This window comes from Pseudoalteromonas sp. S2721, from assembly GCF_005887425.1.
Lineage (GTDB): Bacteria > Pseudomonadota > Gammaproteobacteria > Enterobacterales > Alteromonadaceae > Pseudoalteromonas > Pseudoalteromonas simplex.
The window spans coordinates 12,951-34,081 of the sequence record NZ_PNCZ01000030.1 but is presented as its reverse complement, the minus strand read 5'-3'; the positions used below and the strand labels follow the sequence as shown (position 1 = coordinate 34,081).

Genomic DNA, 21,131 nt, shown 5'->3' with positions numbered 1-21,131 from the left:
GACTAGGATAATTTGCAGATAAATTCTATAACTTGCGATTAAATATAAGAAAAATGTTAGATAAAAGTTGAAAAATTGAGCTTTGTCATTTATCTGCTTGATTGGAGTTAAGGGGGGTAAGCATGATATAGTCGTGGATGATATAGGTTTTTACCCCAATAATGTCTTTAAATTAAATAACTTGCGAGTCATTATTCGGATTAAAAGCCAACATTAAACAACTTTTGGAGGCTAATTTGGAAACAGGAATGATAATTTCGTTAGCATTGTACTTCATCGTCATGTTGGGGATTGGGCTATATGCTTATAAGCAATCTACCGACGATGTATCAGGCTATATGCTAGGTGGTCGTAATTTATCACCAAGTGTTGCTGCGCTTTCAGCTGGCGCATCTGACATGAGTGGTTGGCTGCTAATGGGCCTACCAGGTGCAATGTACTTGTTTGGTTTAAGTAAGGTTTGGATTGCCATTGGTCTAGTACTCGGTGCTTGGGCTAACTACTTCTTAGTCGCGCCTCGCTTGCGTGTTTACACAGAAAAGGCGAATGACTCAATCACCATTCCTGATTACTTCGCAAACCGCTTTGATGATAATAAGAATATTCTGCGTGTTATCTCTGCGATTGTAATCATTGTTTTCTTTACTTTATATACCTCATCAGGTGTTGTTGCAGGTGGTAAGTTGTTCGAAAACTCATTTAATATGAGCTACGAAATGGGTCTATACATCACAACAGGTGTCGTCGTGTTATATACCTTGTTTGGTGGCTTCTTAGCCGTGAGCCTGACTGACTTTGTGCAAGGTTGTATCATGTTTATCTCGCTGCTGGCTGTGCCAATTGCGACGTTTACCATGCTTGATCAGCCAGTTATGGATACACTTGCCAATGCACGCTATGACTTATTATTAAGCTCACCAAAAGAATCAGAAATTCATGCACTTAATATGATGGATTGGTTTGCAGGTGGTTCGACTATAGCGATTATTTCAGCAATGGCATGGGGCCTTGGTTATTTTGGTCAGCCACATATTATTGTGCGTTTTATGTCTGTACGTTCAGTGAAAGATATGCCAACCATGCGTCGTGTGGGTATGTCGTGGATGACGCTATCAGCAATTGGTGCTGTGCTAACTGGTCTATTTGGTGCTGCTTATATGCTTGAAAACCAAATGCCTATTGATGATAAAGAAACTATTTTCTTAGTGTTGTCTGAGCTTATCTTCCATCCTTTAATTGCCGGCTTCTTATTGGCAGCTATTTTAGCGGCGATTATGAGTACTATCTCATCACAGTTATTAGTGTGTTCAAGCTCTCTAACTGAAGATTTCTACAAAATTTACTTAAACCGTAGTGCATCTCAAAAAGAACTGGTTTTAGTTGGTCGTATTAGTGTTATCTTAGTTGCCTTATTTGCTATTTACCTAGCTTATGACCGTAATAGCTCTATTTTAGACTTAGTAAGTAATGCATGGGCTGGTTTCGGTGCAGCATTTGGTCCACTGGTGTTACTGAGCCTTTACTGGAAACGCATGAACTTACAAGGGGCTATTAGTGGCATGGTTGTTGGTGCAGCAACAGTGCTGTTTTGGATATACGCGCCAATTACTATTGATGGCCAAGCATTAAGTGCAATCATTTATGAGATTGTCCCTGGCTTTATTTTATCAACAATAGCCATTGTTGTTGTTAGCCTTATGACGGCTGAGCCGAAAAAAGAAATTACAGACTTATTTGATGATGTTGAATCGTCACTGTAGTTTTTAATTAAACACAAAAAAGGGCAACGGATGTTGCCCTTTTTTTATGATCTAAATTTGCGTTTAGCTTGCCGCTTTTTCTTTTATATCAGCAACGTTATCGTCTGACTTTGCTTTTTTAGGTTTAGCTGGAGCGTCTTTTGCACCTTTAAGTACCGCCATAAATTGGTCTTTTTCTTTTGCCATTTCAAGCGCCAGTGACTCAATTTGTTGCTCGCTTAATGGTACATCAACTTTTTCAAGCATAAGTTCTAATGACTCAGCAATGTCGAGCATTTTGTCATACGCATCAGCTTCTTTCTTAGTAGTAAACGTCATGCGCTCGACTCCGTTTCTTTCTACAACATATTTAACAACAACAGCCATGATTTCTCCTGCATTTAAGCCTGGCATTGCAGCGTAAAATCGCTGCTAAGATTACTGTTTTTATATACAGTAATGCTTCGAGCCTTACTTTGCAAGTAACTTGAGAAAATTTTTATTTAGTAAATTTGACAATACTTTGTGTATTAGCTTTATTTAAAATGTTACCCAAAGTTAAACACAAGCGATGGAGTGAGTGTTGGGTAATCGCTAACTATCAGTCCAAACAAGGGCGTCATGGAGGAAATTATGAAATTACTATCAAGTATTTTACTTGCCGCTACTCTTGCATTACTACCTGCTACACAGGTATCAGCCGAAACACCAACCAAAGCAACACAAGTTAAAATGCAAAAGCTGAGTATTAATAAAGCCAGCATTGAGCAGCTAACTCAATTACCGGGTATTGGTGAATCAAAAGCGAAAGCGATTGTCGAGCATCGCACCAAGCAAGGCTCGTTTAAGTCGCTAGAACAATTAAAAGAAGTAAAAGGAATTGGTGATAAGCTATTCGCTAAACTTGAGGGGAAAATTACACTATAAATAGCAGGTTATCACCTATACAGGGCGTTATTCGCCCTGTTTAAATTCATTGATAGCCTTGTCTAAATGCGCTAACGCGAACATGTTTTCGATAGGTGTTGTGATAAGAGGGTAACTTAAACCTGCTAACAACAACCAAGGAATAAGCATCCACCCTTCAAAGTAAGCTAAACCTAAAAATAATGGCGCTAAAAAGGCAAGCTTACATACCGATAAAATGATCTTTTTGCTCGGGCTTAAATGAGCTAAAGCAAGAGCAATAATCTGCTGGCGTTGCCTTACTTTAAAGTTTTTTAAAGTAGGGATTTGGCTAGTAAAAAAATAAATCATTATAGCGACTTTTTGCTCACTAATCGGCTAACTAAAACAGCCACAAATACCACTGAAAATGCTGCAAAAATCACTTCCATCCATGCCGGCATGCTCATTGAAGCAAACTGCCAATCGATATTGCCACAATCACCAGTGGCAGCAAAGAAGCTAGGGATCCATTCATGCAAAGGCATAAAACTTGGGAAGTTAGGTTCAAATGCACAGCTAAATGCAAACGGGTCGGTATTGTTTTGCATTGCAATGTGTTCTTTAGCAATAAAGTAACCCCAAATTGCTGAGATACCCCAAGTGGCAAATGCGACTAAGCGAACAACCATACTTTTTGGGTTAATCGCACCAATCACACCCGCTGCAAGTAAGCCTAAAACAGCGGTGCGCTGATAAATACACATGATGCATGGCTCAAGTCCCATGTTGTATTGAAAAAACAATGCTGTGACTTCAAATGCGAGTGAAATAAACGCTAGTAATAACCAAGGTGTTCTTTTAGTTGCTAATTCTGCTAACCAATTCATGAAAGATCCAATTTCAAATTGTTTTCAAGATTATGCTTAGACAGGGCTATGGGTGCAAGTATCTAAGATGAAATTATACGAAAAAGGAGTCGACAGACTCCTTTTCATTAGTCATATCTAGGCAGGCTATTACACACTAACAGCCTGCAAAGACTCACTTTGGTAACAGCCTAATACACGTGTGTACTGAGTGTGTTCTTTCAGCTCTTCAAGCGCTTGCTTAACATGTAAGTCATCAAGGTTTGCTTCGAGGTCAACATAAAACACTTCTTCCCACGGATTTCCTGGTACGGGGCGAGATTCTAGTTTTACTAGGTTAATTTGGTGATGTTTAAAAATCATTAAAGCATCAGCCAATGAACCTGCTTGTTGTTTAGTCGCCATGATTAAACTGGTTTTGGTCGGAATTTGTTTCGATACTTGTAGCGGCTTACGGGCGACAACAATAAAGCGGCTGTGGTTTTCGCTTTGGTTTGCAAGGCCTGACTTAATTACTTCTAAACCAACATTTTTGCCAGCTTGAGCTGAGCCGATAGCGGCGCTATTTGCTGTTTCAACCGCAGATTGCAATGCGTGGAAGGTTGAATCACAGGTTTCATGTTGAATGTCACCTAGGCCTTGAATGAAACGGCTACATTGAGCAAAAGGTTGTGGATGAGCAAAAATTTTATTGATATGAGATAGCTCAGTACCTGGCATTGCTAATAAACAGTGCTCAACGCTATGGGTTACTTCACCTACAATTGATACTTGTGCGTGTTGTAATAAGTCGAATACTTCATTGATGCTTCCTGAGCTGGTGTTTTCAATTGGCAGTAAGCCAAAATCAGCCTGTCCACTTTCAACTTTACCAGTGATCTGTTCAAAGCTAGAGCAACCCATTTCAATCACTTTGCCAGGGCGGCGGCTAAAATATTTATGGCAGGCTAGTTGGCTATATGAGCCTTGCCCACCCAAATACGCAACACGATGGCTTTCGCTCATAGCTTCTGGGTTGAGGTTCTTTTGCAGCATGGCTTGCTGGTTTAAAACTGAGTCTTCAAGAATAGTTTGAAACACATTATTTATGTAGTAAGCGTCAAGACCTAATGACTTACCATAACTGATTAGTTTTTCCAGTAGTGCTTGTTCGCGAGCTTCATCACGAATTGGTTTGTTATTGGCTATTTTATATTCGACTACGCTGTGGCTTATACGGCGTCTTTTAGCCAGTAACACAAGTAAGTCGGAGTCGATTTCATTTATATCGTGTCGTAACGCATTTAATGTATCAATGCTCATGTTGGTTTCCTCATTCCAAAACAGTGCACAAACAAAAAAGCCTCCCAAGAGGGAGGCTTTAGCTATTCGGTGAAATTATCTCGCAAACAGTTAAGCCTCCTCTATCTAAAGAAGCTAAAAAAAGAAAAATAAGTGCGAGAGATATTTTGTTTCATTGGTCTAATGTAAAAATACTTCTATGTAAAGTCAACTGCATAAACATGCTATTTTGGACAAAGCGAAAGATTCCTCAGAAATTTCATTAATCTTCATAAAAAATTTATAAATCTAAAAATGAATCTGGTATATTTGTTTTTGCATAATAAATAATAACAATTATTAATAAGGTAGTCCTGTGGTGTATCGACGACCGCCATCCCGGTTTGGGGTGAATTCATTAAGTATGAAATTGTCGCTGTTAATCTCTGCTATTTGTTTAATTGCAGGTATTTGCGCTGCAGCTTTAATGCTTAAATCAGAAGAAAAACAGCTTGTTTTTGAAGAGCACGAACTTTTAAAGCATTCGAGTGAACGCTTGAGTCGTCAATTCAATCGCTTAATTAACACCAAAATAAATATTGCAGAGCAAGCTAACAATGTCGTTAGTAGTCAGCTACTGCATAATGAGTCACATCTACAAAATAACCGCAGCGCAGATATAAAGTTTGCAGTTGATGGCAGTATTCGCAGCACTTCTGAGGATGGTTTATCAGCTTCATTTATTCCACAAGACCAGTACTCTAATTTTTATAAGCAGCTGATTAACGATTCTGAGTCGCTATGGAAAATTGTCTCACCAACGCTTATCCAAGACTTTTTTAATTTTTATTTAATCACTAAAGATAACTTTATACGTATTGCTCCACCTAATTGGGCGCTCAATGTACCGGGCGATTTTGACTTTACCAAAGGCGAGACATTTAATTACGCACAAGCTGCAACAAACCCGAGCCGAGAAGCTGTATGGTCAAAGGTGTATTACGATACTATTTGGCATAAGTGGGTAGTAAGCGTGCTTGTGCCAATCTATCTTGATAACGAATTTTTTGGTGTCACTGGTAGTGATATTGCGCTTGAAACCTTATTGGCACAGCTGCCTATTGGCGATCGTGAGCAACATTTATTAGTGTTTGATGCGAAAGGTCAGCTCTTAGCTCATCCTGATTTAGATAAAACAACGCTTGAGCAATATGGCCGTGAAGGTAAAAAGTTACTGACTGAAGATTTTGTTAATCCTGATCTACAAAAATTAGTGTCTGAAACCATTCGCTTAAAATTACCAGAGTCTGCAAATTCATTTGTACAAGATGGTGAAACCCATATTATCAATATCCGCAAAGTCGAGAACCTTAATTGGTATATTGGTATTTATAAAAAGCGCTCGTCGGCACTTTCTGCGCTTGAAGAGCTAAAAGTAAAGTTCTTTGGCTTGTTTATCCTGTACGCTATTTTAGTTGCTTTGTTATTGCATCAAGCACTTTATCAATTAGTACTGCGTCGTATTCACTCTTTGGTAAATGCGGTTGTTAGTTTTGGCAAAGGGCAATTTCAAACTGAATTTCCTAAAGTGAACAAAGACGAAATAGGCACGCTTAATGGCTCTTTTAGAGACATGGCAATAGAAATTCGTAAATTAATCGATGGTCTAAATCAGCGCATTAGCGAAAAAGAAATAGCTGAAAAAGCAGCGAACCGATTATCCAAAGCGGTTGCCTTCTCAGGCACAGGCGTTGTGATCACTAATCAAGACTTTGAAATCAAATACGTGAACCCGAAAATGGTTGAGATGACGGGTTTCGAGGAACGCCACTTTATTGGCTCACCATTGATGAATATTATCTCTCAAGAAATGGCGATTTTAGTTGACGATATTGATATCGACCTACGTAGCCGTAACTATTGGCGAGGAGATACTTTATTACAGGGTAATGAGCGTCAATCTGTATGGGTTTCATTGAGTATTTCTCCAATCCGCGAAGAAGGGGGGGAAATCACCAGTTACGTGGCTTCAGCTCAAGATATTTCGTTTGTGAAAGAAAGTCAGCGAAAAATGGAACAGCTTGCCTATTTTGATACATTAACAGGGCTTGCAAACCGTACTTTCTTTAGAATGCAGCTACGCAAGTCTATGGCACTTGCTGAACGTGGTCATTATGCATTTGCTTTATTTTACTTTGACTTAGATGAATTTAAACGTATCAACGATACGCTAGGTCACGATGCGGGCGATCAGTTATTGGTTGAAGTTGCTAATCGTTTGAAAAAGCGTTTACGCACCGAAGATACCATTGCACGTTTAGGTGGTGATGAGTTCGCAGTCCTGTTAAGTGGTATTGAGCATCAAACTCACGCCATGGAAGTGGCGAATACCATTCAACGTACTCTTAATGAGCCTATCAAACTAGGTAACAATGAAGTGATAATTAGTGCCAGTATTGGTATCACGATGGCACCATTTGATAGCCAAGAGGAAGATCAGCTACTGAAGCATGCTGACCTTGCTATGTATGAAGCAAAAGCGAAAGGGCGTAATACTTACCACTTTTATAGCCAAGAGCTTAATGCTGCTGCCAATGAACGCTTGTTTATTGAAAATGAGTTACGTACAGGTATTCGTGAGGGGCAGTTCCAGGTTTACTATCAGCCACAAGTAGATTGTCGCAAGAATCAAGTTGTTGGCTATGAAGCACTCATACGGTGGTTCCATCCAAATGAAGGCATGATACCGCCAACTAAATTCATTCCTATTGCTGAAGCTACAGGTTTGATTGTTGAGCTTGGAGCGTGGATATTGCAAGAAGCGTGTGAGTTTGCTGCACGTTTAGCAAGCCAAGACTTAAAAAATAATATTTCAATCAACTTATCAGCACGTCAATTTAAAGATGCTAATTTGGTGTCGACGCTTGATAAAATCATCAAGCAAACAGGAGTTGAACCAAAACGCATTCACTTAGAATTGACTGAAAGTATGTTAATGGGACATGTTGAGGCGGCGATCTTACAACTGCATCAACTAAAAGCACTTGGCGTTTCAATTTCAATTGATGATTTTGGTACCGGATACTCGTCACTGAGTTATTTGAAACGCTTTCCAGTCGATATTTTAAAAGTTGACCGCTCTTTTGTGAAAGATATCCCTGAAGACAGTAATGATATGGAGATCACTGCTGCGATTATCGCAATGGCACAAAAACTTAAGCTTAACGTTGTTGCTGAAGGGGTCGAAACTAAAGAGCAAATTGAGTTTTTACAAAATAATAACTGCTTTGTTGTGCAAGGGTATTACTTCAGTCCGCCTGTGAGTGAGGCTGAATTACCTAAGTTATATGAGCATTTACAGTCACTAGATTTAATCAAGAATGATTAATAAAGTAGGGGGGAAGTTAACCCCCTGCTATTTTTACTTTGAATTTCAGCGCTTCGAGAATCGCTTTTAGCTTATCTCTGTCATCACCTTGAACTTCGATGATACCCTCTTTTACTGCACCGCCTTGACCCATCTTACTTTTAATGGTTTTGGCTAATTTTTTTAAGTCATGTTGTTGGCTATCAATACCAACCACTAACATCACACCTTTACCTTTTCGACCTTTTGTTTGGCGTTCGATTCGTAAAAAACCATCTTTAAACATTTTACTTTGTGCAGGTTTACTTTCTTTGGGTTGTTCAATGCGCCCTGTAGAAGTTGAGTAAACTAGATTATTTTCGCTCATAGTGGATCTCGTTGTAGAAGCTTAGATAAATGATAACAAATTTAATCCTAAGTGTTTTATTTTTTGGCTTATTTGTTCTAAGCAGTTATATTTAGATAAGTCTTCGGAAAGATTTGTTAAATAGGAGTTTATTATGAGTTTGACGCGCAGTACATCTGCTGATGGCGCTATTTTAACCGTACAGATAAAAGGAAAGTTTGATTTTAATTTGGTGCAATCTTTTCGTCAGGCATACGCCGACTTAAACAGCAATATCAATAAAGTCGTTATTGACCTTAGAGAAACTGATTATATGGACAGTTCAGCATTAGGTATGTTGCTGAATATGAAAAAAAACCTAACGGGCAAAGTTGATACAATACAAATAAGTAACTGTCAGCCTCAATTAAAGAAAATCTTACAAATATCTCGTTTTGATAAAAAATTTGATATCGATTGATGCTTAATATATTGGTAGTCGATGATTTAGAGCTAAATCGTCGTTTATTAACTGTGATGTTAGAGCAACAAGGCTACCGAGTTTTCACTGCCGAAAATGGACTTGTTGCTTTAAGTCTTCTTGACGAACAAAAGATAGACATCGTACTGCTTGATGTCATTATGCCAGTAATGGACGGCTTTGAAACAGCTGCAATTATAAAAGAGCGCTACAGCCAAGTTTACTTACCTATTATTTTTATAACCTCTTTAGAAGACGAAGCAAGTTTTGAACGCTGCTTAGCGGTCGGTGGGGATGACTTTTTACACAAGCCATTCCAAGAGGTAATCTTAAATGCGAAAATTAAAGCACACAGCCGCATTCGCAACCTAAGTCAAAAAGCAAGAGAGCAGAATTTACAACTTGAGTACCATCAAAATCAAGTTGAACGTGAGCATGAAATTGTCGAGCACATTTTTAATAACGCGCTTGAAAACCAACAGTCATTCCCTACCCATTTAGATTTTCATTTATCGCCTGCCGCTATGTTTAATGGCGACATGTTTTTGGTTGGGCAAAGTCCAATTGGCAGCTTGTATTGTATGCTAGGAGACTTTACTGGTCATGGCTTAGCTGCTGCTGTTGGTGCATTACCGGCATCTAGAGTCTTTTATACGATGGTAAGTAAGGGCATGTCGGTAAGTGACATTGCAGCTGAGATTAACTCAGTATTGGCGAAGTTATTACCTGGGCATATGTTTTGTGCGGCAACTATTCTAGAGCTTAGCAATACAGGTAAAAGTGTTTCTGCATGGTTAGGTGGTCTGCCAGACACCTATATCATCGATCAGCAGGGAAATATAATTCGTACATTAGAATCTCAACATATGGCGTTGGGAATTTTAGAGGATGATGAATTTGAACGCGCTTTGATCCATACAGAGGTTGAAACTACATCACGAATCGTTATGGCGACTGACGGAATTATTGAAACGATTAATCCAAGAGAAGTTTATTTTGGAGAAAAACGGTTTAAAGATGTGCTTGCTTCTAGAGATAACATTTCCTGTCATCAAGTGCTCGAAAGAGTTAAGCGTTTTGCACAAGGTAACGAGCAGCAAGACGATTTAAGTTTAGTGTTGTTAAATTGTTTGCCGGTGCCTGAACCTGAACAAATGGTAGAACCTTATTCTGAATTGCCATTTAACTTCTCTTTAAGCTTAAATTCAAAGCAGATTAAAAGCACTGATCCTGTTTTAGAGGTTGTTAATGTGATCAGTCGGGTACCAGGTTTAAACGCTCACCGAGCCAATATTTTTCTTATCTTATCTGAGGCTTATAATAATGCGCTTGATCACGGTGTTTTAGGACTCGACTCTGATGTGAAAAATCATGACGATGGTTTTTTAATTTATTATCAACAACGAGAAAAAGCATTAGCTAATTTAACCGATGCATTAATTATCATTGATATCCGCTATAGCCCTGAAGAGTATGCTTTGTATTTTACAATTTGTGACTCGGGACATGGATTTAACAAACAAGATTCTGAGCAACAAAACTTAGTGCGAGAGCATGGCAGAGGTTTATGTTTGCTGAGCGAAATTGCGACTGGCGTCACATTTAATAGTGCTGGCAATCAGGTCGAAATTTATTATCAATTAACAGCAAGCAGTACTAGCTCACAGTAAAATCGCATGTTATCATCTCGGCATTATAGATGTTTGGATGGCTAAATGATTTCTAACTACTTATCGACTGCTCAACTTGATTTACCAGAAAGCTTGGTTGTTGAGCAATTATCAAACCTTAAACATTACCTTGCGCAGTCAGCTTTACCTGCAGTGCGCTGGGAATACCAAATTCCTGAGCTAGGCGAGGGTGGTGCGTGTAGTTTATTTGGTTACTTACAAGATGAACCATTCAAATTAAACGACTATGTTGCAGAAGATGCTACCAATACTGAAAAGCTGGCTAAGCTTCAACAAATTATCGATTTTGTTGTTGCCCAGACTCACGTTGATTGGTTTGGTATTTATCAAGCAACCAATACTGAAGAAGGTTCTCAGTTATTAAAGCTGGTTTATCATGGTGCACCGAGCCGTCCATTATTCCCGCTAACTGAAGCATTTGCTAAAGGCAGTAACAATGTTCAAGTGGCACTTTCTAAGCAAGGTCGTGTGATCAATAACGTTGCTGATTATCTTGCCCAAGGTGGAGAGTATTATACTTGCGACCCTAAAGTGAAAGCAGAGACCTGTCTACCGCTGTTATCAGACAAAAATGAATGCTTAGGTATTATAGATGCGGAAGCATTTAATAATGATTTCTTTGATCAGCAAACCCTTGCATTACTTGTGGCTTGTTGTATTAAAATTCCTCAACTCTTGGTCTAATTTAACTAGTAATCAGGCTGGGTTTTTATGTTAAGCTAGTGGCAACGCTAACCCCTATAAAAAGAGATAGTCAATGTTCTCAGAATTAAAACCATTACCAACAGATCCTATTCTTGGCCTAATGGCGGCCTTTAAACAAGATACAAACCCAAAGAAAATCGATTTGGGTGTAGGTGTTTATAAGGATGAGCAAGGCAATACGCCGGTATTAAAAGCGGTTAAAAAAGCGGAAGCGTTTCGTTTAGAAAACGAAACCAGTAAATCGTACATTGGCTTGGCAGGTAACCTAGATTACTGCCAAAAAATGGAAAACTTATTACTGGGTGAGCATCCAGCACTTTTAGCTAATCGTGTTCGCACGGCACAAGCACCAGGTGGTACAGGTGCATTACGTGTTGCAGCAGAATTTATCAAACGTTGCAACAAAGATGCGACAGTATGGGTAACTACGCCAACGTGGGCAAACCACATCAGCTTATTTGAAGCGGCGGGCTTAACAGTAAAAGAATACCCTTACTACGATTACGAAAATAAAGACCTTTTATTTGATGACATGATTAATACCCTTAAGCAAGTGCCTAAAGGTGATGTGGTGTTATTCCACGCATGTTGTCACAACCCAAGCGGTATGGATTTAAATGCTGAGCAATGGAGCACAGTTGCTGATCTTGCTGTTGAAGTTGGTTTCACGCCACTGGTTGATATTGCTTACCAAGGTTTTGGTTCAAGCCTTGAAGAAGACGCAGCGGGTCTTCGTAAATTAGCAGCAGCGGTAGATGAGCTAATCATCTGTTCTTCTTGTTCGAAAAACTTCGGTCTATACCGCGAGCGTATCGGTGCATGTTCAATCATCGCTAAAGATGCAGCGACTGCTGATATCTCTAACTCTGTATTATTAAGTGTTGTACGTAGCATCTATTCAATGCCGCCTGCGCATGGTGCTGATATTGTTAGCACGATTTTAGGTAGCACTGAGCTGACGCAAATGTGGCATGACGAGCTTGATGAAATGCGTAATCGCATTAATGGCTTGCGTACATTAATCAAAGAAAGCTTAGCTGCGAAAGGCATTGAGCAAGACTTCTCATTTATTGACCGTCAAAATGGTATGTTCTCATTTCTAGGTATTAATAAAGAGCAAATCGAGCGCTTACAAAAAGAGTACTCAATCTACATTGTTGGTTCTAGCCGTGTAAACGTTGCTGGTATCAGTGATGCAAACATTGATTACTTTGCAAATGCAGTAGCAGACGTTTGTAAGTAACTTGCTTTATAGCGATAAAAAAACCGCAGTGACTGCGGTTTTTTTATGCCTGTAATATGTGTTACTACGAGCAGGTATTAGTGCAGCCAGCGAATGGCGTCATTGATCATGTTATTGTAGCTATCAAGTGGCGCACCAATACTCGCGATTAAGATGGTATCAGCCCGATCGCCTCGGTTGATGTGGCCTGCGAAACGCTCATCATTGAAATCATCAGAGCCGGTGCCAAATGGTTGCTCGTCAGAAGGCACAATGAATACCGTCATTGGGCCAAAATCTGACTCAAATACCAAGTGTAGGCCTTTTTTACCCTGAAAATCACAAAACATTAAATAGGTTACTTTACCTGGTAGCTCATCTAAGTGACCGCCAATGGTGGCAAACTTTTCGTTTACCGAAGCAAGATCTATTGCTTCATGTTTATCTAGCGAGCCAATTTCATGGTAAAGGTGCGCAAAGGCATGCTCACCCACACTGTATAACGTATGTTGTTTGTTACTGACAAAGAACACACTAATAGCAACTAAAAACGACGCTGCAGCGGCTAAATACAGTCGATTAAAGGCAAAGCGTGACTTAGCCTCAACAATGGTGTCTAGCGGTTGCTCAGCGCTTTCTGCTTCAGAACTATATGTATTATCAATAATTCGCTGTGCTAAATTTTCAGGCACGGGGATGTTAAGTGCTTTGCTTAGTTCATCGTCAAAGGCACGTACATCATCAATAAACGCCTGTTTATCTGTGTCCTGCTCGGCAAACGCTTCAAGTTCCTTATCAATAGTGCTTGGCTCGGCGAGGATGCGGCGGCGAAACTCGAGTTCATCCATTAATTTGATGCTCCTCTAAGTTGGTCATCATCACTGCTTAAAGCCTCTTTAAGCTGGTTTCTGGCACGAAAAAGTCGTGTCATGACAGTATTTTTATTTAAATCGAGGATCTCGGCGATTTCATCGCCAGAGCAACCCATTACCACTTGCAGCAGCAATGGTTCTCGATATTCTTGTGATAACTTTCCTATTTGTCGTTGAATCACTGTTTGTTCCATTTCAGCATCAAGGGTTGAACTTTGTTCATCTACAAGGGTGTCGTTTTCAACATCGGCGTAATCAAATTGTTTACGTTCAAAACGGCGTGCATTCTCGCGGCGCAAAATAGTCAACAGCCAAGGTTTAACTGCTTGTTGGTCTTGCAGTGAATCCAAGGCACGCCAAGCCCTCAGGAAGGTTTCCTGCACTAAGTCTTCAGCAATGTTCTGATCACGACACAACCAATACGCAAAGCGAAAAAGCTCACTGTGGTAGACATGAACCAGCGCTTCATATCGCTTTTGTTTTTCTGTCATAGTAACTAAGACCTGCCTATCAGAAAAAAACTTTCTGAGATTATTATTTTTTTCTTAAAAAAACGGCTAACTCAAGATTAGCCGTTTACTTTCAACTATTTAGGTTAATAGTTAATCATAAAGATTCTTTAATTCAGTGTCATTACTTGTTGATTTAGTTTGCTTTGCGGCTTGGCTTAGCAAGCTGACGATTAAACTTAAATCAACCTGTTCATCGGCTGAACTATAAAGTTTAGTGCGTAATTTAGCAATTTCATCATTAAGTTGTGTGTTTTTCAGTGATGCTAGTAAACATTCGATGGCCGCAGCATTTTTACCAGTCTGTTGTTTTGCGTAGTGGTTTAATGCGTTATAAAACCCAGAGTTATTGTTTTGTTTTGCAAACTGCTTAAGCTCATTTAACGATGCTGATGAACCACTGGTAGGTAATGGCTCAGCTGTCGGTTGCTGAGGACGCTTTTTAAAGTAAAGCACTAAGGTGATTAGCCAAAGTCCATAGCCGACCACTGCCACGATAATAAGCCACATAGGGGTCGTTACTTTTGTGACCGTTTGCATATTAGTTGGCGTATCACCCAGCTCATTAGAGCTTGCGGTTTGCGGCTCTGCGATAGCAGGAGCTGTTGGTGTGAGTGGGTTTGTACTTGGCACAACTGTTAATGTACGAGCAGGTATGGTTGCGTAGCTAATACGATTGATTTTAGTATTAAACCAAGGCAGCTTTATTTCAGGCAATGTGTAAGTGCCCGGTGTTTGCGGTAATAAAGCATAAGAAGCTGTTTGCTGAGAAATAACACGGCCATCACGTACCAGATGGTTACTCTCTTTTTCATCAGGGTAGCTTCTAAAGCCTTGCACCTGTGGCATATCGATATCAGGAAGTTGCTCTTTAGTAACCCCCAATGCAGTTAAAGTAATGGTGCGAGTGATAGGGGTGCCAACTTCAACGGTGTCGTCTTTTGGTTGCCATTGCTCATCAAGGTTAACCAGTTCGCTTGGTAGCCATGCACCTGTGTAGTTATCTGGGATTGGCTTGATTTCAACATCAACATCTTCGCCCATCGCTGAGACAGCCATTTGGCGATAGTTTTGACGAATACGGCCATTGAACACAGGTGCCGTAATAGTATTTACGCCACTTTTTTGTGGCTGCACTAAGTACTCACGGGTGATCACTAAATAGCGTTTGCCATCAATTAACTCATAGTCTTCAGATTGTTTGTTAATTGGGGTTAGCTCAGCGTTTTCCATTTCTGGCGTAGTTAAGTTGCCATCCAGCAATTCTTTGTTGTTGTCTAAATACAATTTAACCGTATAAACACCGGCTTCTTGCACGTATAAGCTAGTTGGCTTGATGCTTGTTTTAATGAAGGCTTCTTTATTTTGCTCTGAGGTTTGACTGCGCTTAGCTACCGTTAGCTCAATGGGTTTTGAACTGACACCGGCAACAGTAAAGGCAGGGATGGTATAAGTGCCTTCTTTGCGGGTCATCAGCTTTACAGACCAGTTAGTTTGCTTACTGATTTCACCATTAATAATATTAGTACGTGAGCTGACACTGGTTGGCCCTACAACAAAGTCTTTTAATAACACCGAAGTGTCTGGTTGTTCGCTGTTAATAGAGTCGTCTGCTGAGATGGTTAAAACAAAAAACTCACCAGCAAGGACAGGGTTTTTATCAACACTTGCCTGTAGCTGGGTGGCAGCCCAAAGCGGCGCTGCCGCGATTAGCAATAAACAACATAATAATCGCATTACCATGATTTTTCGGCTCCTCGTGGACGACGTTGGTAGTTTCGTTTTTGTGCTTCTAATTGCATTTTATTTCTTAATAAGATCGCTGGATCATCGGGAACTTTACGCAGCAGTTGGTTAAGTTGCTGAGCTTTTTCTTTCTCTTCATTGGTCAGTTCAGCAGCTTGTGCTTGCATAGCCTGTTGCTCTGCTTGCTGTTTCGCTTGTTCATCGCTTTGCGATGGCTGTGGCTGGGCCTCTTGTTGCTCAGGAGCTTGCTCTGGCTGTTGTTCTCCAGATTGTGACGACGTGTCTTTTTCAGATTCCATTTCAGGTTTGTTTTGCTGGTCACTATTAGACTCGCTTTGCTCACCTTTTTGATCTGATTGCTCACCTTGCTCTGACGGTTGTTGGCCATCTTGCTGCTCACTCTGCTCAGAGTTTTCACCTTGCTGTGAATTTTCACCCTGTTGCTTTTGTTGGTTATCTTGCTGACCATCAGAGTTTTGTTGATCTTGTTGCTGCTGTTGTTGCTCTTGCTGCTGCAATAACTGTTCAACGAGGGCTTGGTTTTCTTTTGCCTCAGTGAAGTCATTTTTAAGCTGTTGGGCTTGCTTATATGCTTCTATGGCTTGCTCTAGCTCACCGGCCTTAGCAAGGGCATTTCCGTAGTTATACAAACCCGTAGCAGATTTATCTTCACTAAACGCATCCATAGCAGCTTGGTAATTACCTTGCTGATAAAGAGCGGCGCCTTTAAGTTGTGTGTTTTGTGCTTGGGCGGCTTGTTCAAATTGATTTTGCTGATAGGCATTAAGAGCACGTTGGTCTTGGTTTTTAAATACGTCTGGTAATTCAGCGGCGTAAACCTGTTGCTGAGGTAGGAGCATAACAAACAAAAAGCCAAGCACTAGGCTGCTACGGCGAATTAAAAAGAGCGCTAACGGCAATAAAATAATCAGGCCGTAAATACCGGCATCAACTCGCCATAATGCTTGGCTTTGTTTCTCATCTTTGAGTACTTCTGCATTGGCAGTGGGGGCAAATGTTTGAATATCCTGATTACTGGTTTGATACAGTGCGAATTTGCCACCGCTGTTGCGCGCAAGCGAACTTAAGCGGCTAACATTAAGCGTCGGAATAACAATCTGTCCTTGCATATCTTTTAAAAAGCCACCTTCTGGTAGCTTAATCGGCGCACCTTGCTCTGTGCCGACGCCATAGACATTTAAACGATAACTAGACTGAGCGGTAAAGCGGCTAATATCTTCTTGATCTAGGCTATCAACCCCATCGGTGACTAAAATAATATCACCATCTAAATAGCCAGCTTGTTTAAGTAAATCGTCTGCTTTTTCTAGGCCTTCAATAACATTCGAACCTTTGCTAGGCATGATATCAGGGCTTAGGCTTGGGATAAGGTTAGCCAACGTGCTAGCGTCATTAGTTAGCGGTGAAATAGTAAATGCAGAGCCTGCATAAGCCACTAATGCCGTATCACCTTCTTTGAAAAGCTCAATCATATCAAGTGCTTTAAATCTAGCCTGCACTAATCGGCTTGGTGCGATGTCGGTACTGAACATGGAGTACGACATATCCATCACAATGACCCGCGCATTCTTTGCTTGAAACACCGGAACTTGTTTCTTTTCAAAGCTTGGACCTGCTGCAAAAACGATGGCTAAAAGAGTAAATACAGCAACTAGCCAAAGCGGTTGGCTTTGTTTTTTATGATTGTCGCTCATTACAAACTGCGCCAAATGGGGCGCAATTAAATCAGCAGGGGCGCTTTTTTTGTTGCGTACCAACAGCACACTAAAAATAATCAGCGCGGGAATTAATAACCAAAGTAGGGCAGGGCGAATAAATTCAAAATCCATACTAGCTCTCCTGCTTAAATTGGTGAATAAAACTGACGAGCATTGCTATGCTTATTAAGCCCAGCGCCACAAGCAGTGGAATATAAAACAATGAAATTTGTGGGCGGAACGTTTGCTCATCGTTACTGATAGGCTCAAGTTTATCGAGCTCTTGGTAAATTTGCTGTAAACCAGCCACATCTTTTGCTCTAAAGTATAAGCCGCCAGTTTGCTCAGCAATGCGTTTTAGTAAAGTTTCATCCAAGTTACCACCACTCATACCACCCATATTAAACAGGCTAAAGCCACGTTTACTATCTGAGCCAACACCTATGGTATACACTTTAATGCCTTCTTCGCGGGCTAACAGTAGCGCATCTTCAGGATCAAGGTTACCGGCAGTGTTTTGACCATCGGTTAATAGCACTACGATACGGTTACTTTCATCTTTATTAGCAAAACGTTTTACGGATAAACCTAACGCATCACCGATGGCTGTTGCTCTACCTACTAGGCCAATTTGCGCTTCGCTGAGCATTTGGCTCACCGTTTTAACATCACGGGTAAGGGGGGTTTGTAAAAATGCGGTATCCCCAAATAAGATAAGACCAAGGCGGTCACCTTGACGCTGCTCGATAAAATCACTGAGTACAGCTTTTACCATAGTGAGCCTATCTACATATTGATTATTTCGATACTCCATATCTTGCTCTGTCATAGAGCCAGATAAGTCCACCGCCAGCATAATATCGCGGCCTTCATTAGGCAGTGTAATAGGTTCATCAAGCCAAGTTGGGTTTGCAATAGCGACAACTAAAGAGATCCAAACAGCCCATTCAAGCAATGAAACTTTGCGGCTGTTTTGCTGTACTGCTTGATTATTTAAGCCAAGCTTAGCAAAGCCAGGAATACGTAAACGTAACTGCCCTTGTTGCTTTAACGGCATAAAGCGGCTTAATATCCAAGGCAGAGGTAAAAGCACAAAACACCATGGCCAACTAAACTCAAACATTAATTGGCTCCTTGAGTTTAAAGTTGCTAATAGCATTGCGTAATTTAGCTGCAAGTTCAGCATTATTACTTTGTTGTTGATAAAGCGGCATCAATTCGTCGTAACTAAATTTATCGCCACTCAGTTTCGATAAACTTTCAGACCACTTTGCCAAAGGCTGAGAAGCAAGCTGATTGCTGTAATAATGACGAGTTAAGCGTTTTAAAATAATGTGTAGCTCTTGCGCGTCATCATCACTAAGGGTTTTACTTAACTTAATGGCTTGTTTTTTGGCTTTTTTAAATTGCTGGTTTTTATATAAAAGCACTAAGCCGATAATTAATAACGAACCAACTAAGGCGATGATCAGCCACCAAATTGGAGCAAGTGGCCACCATGCAACCTCGGTCGGTGCAATGACATCATGTAAGCCATCTAGCGGATTTTTTTGCATTGTTACTTTCTCACTAATTGCAGCTCAAGAGGCGTGGCTGCACTGAATGAAATTAAACTAAGCCCAGATTTTTGTAAGCGTTTTAATCTGTTAGAAAACGACTCTTCGGCTGACTTAGCAAAGCGCTCGCGAAATTGCTTATCCATTAGAGGTAAAGCAAGCTCTTGGCCATTCGCCGACACGGTCACCGTTTGTTTAAAAGCAGGTAGCTGGTGCTCGAACGGATCGCTTATATGACAGCCAATCAATTCACAGTGCCTGCTCAGCATTTCAAGTTGTTTGAAGCTGGCTTCATCAAGGGCACTAAAATCAGAGACGATATAAACCAAGCTCCCTGGTTTTGCTAAATGATTAAGGCGTTTAAGGTTTTCGCTAAATAAGCTGGTGGCTGTTTGGTCGATATTAGTCAGAGCCTGGCTGTGAATATCACATAAGTTGTGACACAGCTTTAACACTGCTTTTTCTCGAGAGGTCGGTTTTAATTCGTGATGACCTTGCTGATTAAACACCAAGCCACCAATGCGATCACCTCGTTGACACGCCGACCAAGCAACCAATGCGCTAATGTGCGCTGCTTGCACTGACTTTAATAATAACTTTGAGCCAAACAGCATCGAGTTAGAAAAGTCGGTAAAGACGAAAACAGGGCGTTCTTTTTCTTCTTGAAACAACTTAGTGTGGGTTTCGCCAGTCCGTGCAGTAACACGCCAGTCGATAGAGCGTATGTCATCACCGGCTTGGTAATGACGCACCTCGGCAAACTCCATACCGCGGCCTTTATGGGGCGCAAGGTATTGCCCAGCTAAGCTGTTTTTGATTTTTACTTTGGGCGCAAGTTCTAGCAAACGAGCTTTGGCTTTGTAATACATCAACTCTTTAAGTGATAAATTGACGCCTTGACTATGACTCGCTGCTAACCACGCCGCTGTATCAAATTGGCTCGACATAGCTTATGGCACTGCCACCAATTCTAAAATACGGCTGATCACATCGTCTTTACTGATGCCATCGGCCTGTGCTTCGTAACTTAAGATAATACGGTGACGCAATACATTATGCAGCACTGCTTGAATATCATCTGGGGCAACAAAGTCACGGCCTTCTAGCCAAGCATGCGCGCGGGCACACTTATCAAGGGCAATCGTTGCACGTGGGCTTGCGCCATATTCAATCCAGCGGCCAAGTTGTTCATCAAGCTCTGCTGCTTCACGAGTGGCAACAATTAACTGTACTAGGTATTTCTCAAGCGGCTCAGCTAAATACAAACCTAATATCGCTTTACGGGCAGCAAATAGCTCACTTTGACTAATTTGCTGTGTCGTTGCTTGCTTGTCAGAAATAGCCTCGCCACGGGTTAGGCGTAGGATATCTAATTCGTGTTCAGCACCCGGGTAATCAATGCTCAAATGCAATAAGAAGCGGTCAAGCTGAGCTTCTGGTAGTGGGTAAGTGCCTTCTTGTTCTAGCGGGTTTTGGGTTGCCATAACCATAAATAGATCAGACAGTGGATAGGTGTTTTTACCTACTGTTACTTGGCGTTCAGCCATGGCTTCTAGTAGGGCTGATTGCACTTTAGCAGGAGCACGGTTTATTTCATCTGCCAAGATTAGGTTATGAAATAAAGGGCCTTTTTCAAATACGAACTCACTGGTTTGCTGGCGATAAATATCGGTACCAGTTACATCTGCAGGTAATAAGTCTGGGGTAAATTGTACACGTTGGAAACTGCCTTCAACGCCTTTCGCTAATGCATTGACTGCACGCGTTTTCGCAAGACCCGGAGGGCCTTCAACTAATAAGTGGCCATCTGCCAAAATTGCGATTAACAGTGCTTGAGTTAATTGTGGTTGGCCGATAATTTGCGTGTCTAGGTATGATTTTAATTGTGAAAATGCGTTAACTGCCATAATAAAAAGACTGTCCTAAAAGCGTGAGTCAAAAATTGTTTTTGTTATGCGCCAATGCGTTATATTCAGTACCGATAAATTATTTGCGCGGTACCGTGGTGGGGCGCTATTAACAAGTTATAAGGATTCAAAAGTTATAACACAAGTGTTAGACACAAAATCCTCAAATAGTTCGTTATTTTTTAAGGATTTTTAGCCTACCATATAAATACGGTGTTTTTTTGTAAATAGGCTGAAAAAAGCCTATGGTTGAAAACTTACTATTGGCATTCGTACACG

At 40.7% G+C, this 21,131-nt stretch carries 19 protein-coding genes and 1 pseudogene; 7 read left to right on the top strand and 13 right to left on the bottom strand.

Annotated elements, in window-relative coordinates; genetic code table 11:
* Positions 1–248 precede the first annotated feature (248 nt).
* Positions 249–1,760, top strand: a complete 1,512-nt coding sequence (gene putP, locus CWC02_RS12735; RefSeq protein WP_138618585.1) for a sodium/proline symporter PutP — start codon at positions 249–251, stop codon at positions 1,758–1,760.
* Between the two features lie 63 nt (positions 1,761–1,823).
* Here the strand turns inward: putP and CWC02_RS12730 are convergent, their stop codons facing one another.
* Positions 1,824–2,126 carry a YebG family protein gene (locus CWC02_RS12730; protein WP_054553324.1) on the bottom strand — a complete coding sequence of 101 codons (303 nt, stop codon included), beginning with the start codon at positions 2,124–2,126 and terminating at the stop codon, positions 1,824–1,826.
* 246 nt (positions 2,127–2,372) lie between these two features.
* Here CWC02_RS12730 and CWC02_RS12725 point away from each other — a divergent pair, with 246 nt between their 5' ends.
* Positions 2,373–2,666, top strand: coding sequence for a ComEA family DNA-binding protein (locus CWC02_RS12725; protein ID WP_054553235.1), 294 nt, complete (start codon positions 2,373–2,375; stop codon positions 2,664–2,666).
* A 27-nt stretch (positions 2,667–2,693) separates the two neighbouring features.
* Here CWC02_RS12725 and CWC02_RS12720 read toward each other — a convergent pair whose 3' ends face one another.
* From CWC02_RS12720 to CWC02_RS12710, 3 genes are all read right to left on the bottom strand, one after another.
* The gene (locus CWC02_RS12720) at positions 2,694–2,996 is read right to left on the bottom strand and encodes a DUF6170 family protein (RefSeq protein ID WP_054553234.1); all 303 of its coding nucleotides are present in this window, start codon (positions 2,994–2,996) and stop codon (positions 2,694–2,696) included.
* Positions 2,996–3,514: a disulfide bond formation protein DsbB gene (dsbB, locus tag CWC02_RS12715; protein WP_138618583.1), complete on the bottom strand. Its 519-nt coding sequence runs from the start codon at positions 3,512–3,514 to the stop codon at positions 2,996–2,998. Before dsbB ends, CWC02_RS12720 begins: the two co-directional genes overlap by 1 nt.
* A 129-nt stretch (positions 3,515–3,643) precedes the next feature.
* Positions 3,644–4,795, bottom strand: a complete 1,152-nt coding sequence (locus CWC02_RS12710) for a chorismate mutase (RefSeq protein ID WP_054553232.1) — start codon at positions 4,793–4,795, stop codon at positions 3,644–3,646.
* A gap of 334 nt (positions 4,796–5,129) precedes the next feature.
* On the opposite strand from CWC02_RS12710, the gene CWC02_RS12705 reads away from it, so the two are divergent.
* On the top strand, positions 5,130–8,141 hold the full coding sequence (locus CWC02_RS12705) for a bifunctional diguanylate cyclase/phosphodiesterase (protein WP_138618581.1): 3,012 nt from the start codon (positions 5,130–5,132) through the stop codon (positions 8,139–8,141).
* 16 nt (positions 8,142–8,157) lie between these two features.
* Here the strand turns inward: CWC02_RS12705 and CWC02_RS12700 are convergent, their stop codons facing one another.
* Entirely contained in the window at positions 8,158–8,487 is a 330-nt protein-coding gene (locus CWC02_RS12700) for an SUI1 family translation initiation factor (RefSeq protein WP_054553231.1), read from the bottom strand.
* 133 nt (positions 8,488–8,620) lie between these two features.
* On the opposite strand from CWC02_RS12700, the gene CWC02_RS12695 reads away from it, so the two are divergent.
* The 4 genes from CWC02_RS12695 to CWC02_RS12680 all read left to right on the top strand — a co-directional run bounded on the left by CWC02_RS12695 (position 8,621) and on the right by CWC02_RS12680 (position 12,565).
* Complete coding sequence (locus CWC02_RS12695) at positions 8,621–8,926, top strand: STAS domain-containing protein (RefSeq protein ID WP_054553230.1); 306 nt, start codon at positions 8,621–8,623, stop codon at positions 8,924–8,926.
* The gene (locus CWC02_RS12690) at positions 8,926–10,596 is read left to right on the top strand and encodes an ATP-binding SpoIIE family protein phosphatase (RefSeq protein ID WP_054553229.1); all 1,671 of its coding nucleotides are present in this window, start codon (positions 8,926–8,928) and stop codon (positions 10,594–10,596) included. The genes CWC02_RS12695 and CWC02_RS12690 overlap by 1 nt, the downstream gene beginning before the upstream one ends.
* A 45-nt stretch (positions 10,597–10,641) precedes the next feature.
* Positions 10,642–11,301 carry a GAF domain-containing protein gene (locus CWC02_RS12685; protein WP_138618579.1) on the top strand — a complete coding sequence of 220 codons (660 nt, stop codon included), beginning with the start codon at positions 10,642–10,644 and terminating at the stop codon, positions 11,299–11,301.
* Between the two features lie 73 nt (positions 11,302–11,374).
* The gene (locus CWC02_RS12680) at positions 11,375–12,565 is read left to right on the top strand and encodes an amino acid aminotransferase (protein WP_054553227.1); all 1,191 of its coding nucleotides are present in this window, start codon (positions 11,375–11,377) and stop codon (positions 12,563–12,565) included.
* Positions 12,566–12,642: 77 nt separating this feature from the next.
* Here CWC02_RS12680 and CWC02_RS12675 read toward each other — a convergent pair whose 3' ends face one another.
* The 8 genes and pseudogenes from CWC02_RS12675 to CWC02_RS12640 form a co-directional block, all read right to left on the bottom strand.
* Positions 12,643–13,392: a DUF3379 family protein gene (locus CWC02_RS12675; protein ID WP_138599020.1), complete on the bottom strand. Its 750-nt coding sequence runs from the start codon at positions 13,390–13,392 to the stop codon at positions 12,643–12,645.
* Positions 13,392–13,940: pseudogene (locus CWC02_RS12670) on the bottom strand (sigma-70 family RNA polymerase sigma factor); the annotation flags it as partial. The gene CWC02_RS12675 and the pseudogene CWC02_RS12670, both read right to left, overlap by 1 nt.
* Before the next feature lie 78 nt (positions 13,941–14,018).
* Positions 14,019–15,668 carry a BatD family protein gene (locus CWC02_RS12665; protein ID WP_054553224.1) on the bottom strand — a complete coding sequence of 550 codons (1,650 nt, stop codon included), beginning with the start codon at positions 15,666–15,668 and terminating at the stop codon, positions 14,019–14,021.
* Positions 15,662–17,521, bottom strand: coding sequence for a vWA domain-containing protein (locus tag CWC02_RS12660; RefSeq protein ID WP_138618577.1), 1,860 nt, complete (start codon positions 17,519–17,521; stop codon positions 15,662–15,664). Before CWC02_RS12660 ends, CWC02_RS12665 begins: the two co-directional genes overlap by 7 nt.
* A 1-nt stretch (position 17,522) precedes the next feature.
* Positions 17,523–18,512 carry a vWA domain-containing protein gene (locus CWC02_RS12655; RefSeq protein ID WP_138618575.1) on the bottom strand — a complete coding sequence of 330 codons (990 nt, stop codon included), beginning with the start codon at positions 18,510–18,512 and terminating at the stop codon, positions 17,523–17,525.
* A complete protein-coding gene (locus tag CWC02_RS12650; protein WP_063529706.1) occupies positions 18,505–18,945 on the bottom strand; it encodes a DUF4381 domain-containing protein in 441 nt (146 codons plus the stop codon). The genes CWC02_RS12655 and CWC02_RS12650 overlap by 8 nt, the downstream gene beginning before the upstream one ends.
* Before the next feature lie 2 nt (positions 18,946–18,947).
* Positions 18,948–19,892, bottom strand: a complete 945-nt coding sequence (locus CWC02_RS12645) for a DUF58 domain-containing protein (protein ID WP_055020719.1) — start codon at positions 19,890–19,892, stop codon at positions 18,948–18,950.
* Between the two features lie 3 nt (positions 19,893–19,895).
* Positions 19,896–20,852, bottom strand: a complete 957-nt coding sequence (locus CWC02_RS12640; protein WP_054553219.1) for an AAA family ATPase — start codon at positions 20,850–20,852, stop codon at positions 19,896–19,898.
* Between the last annotated feature and the right edge of the window lie 279 nt (positions 20,853–21,131).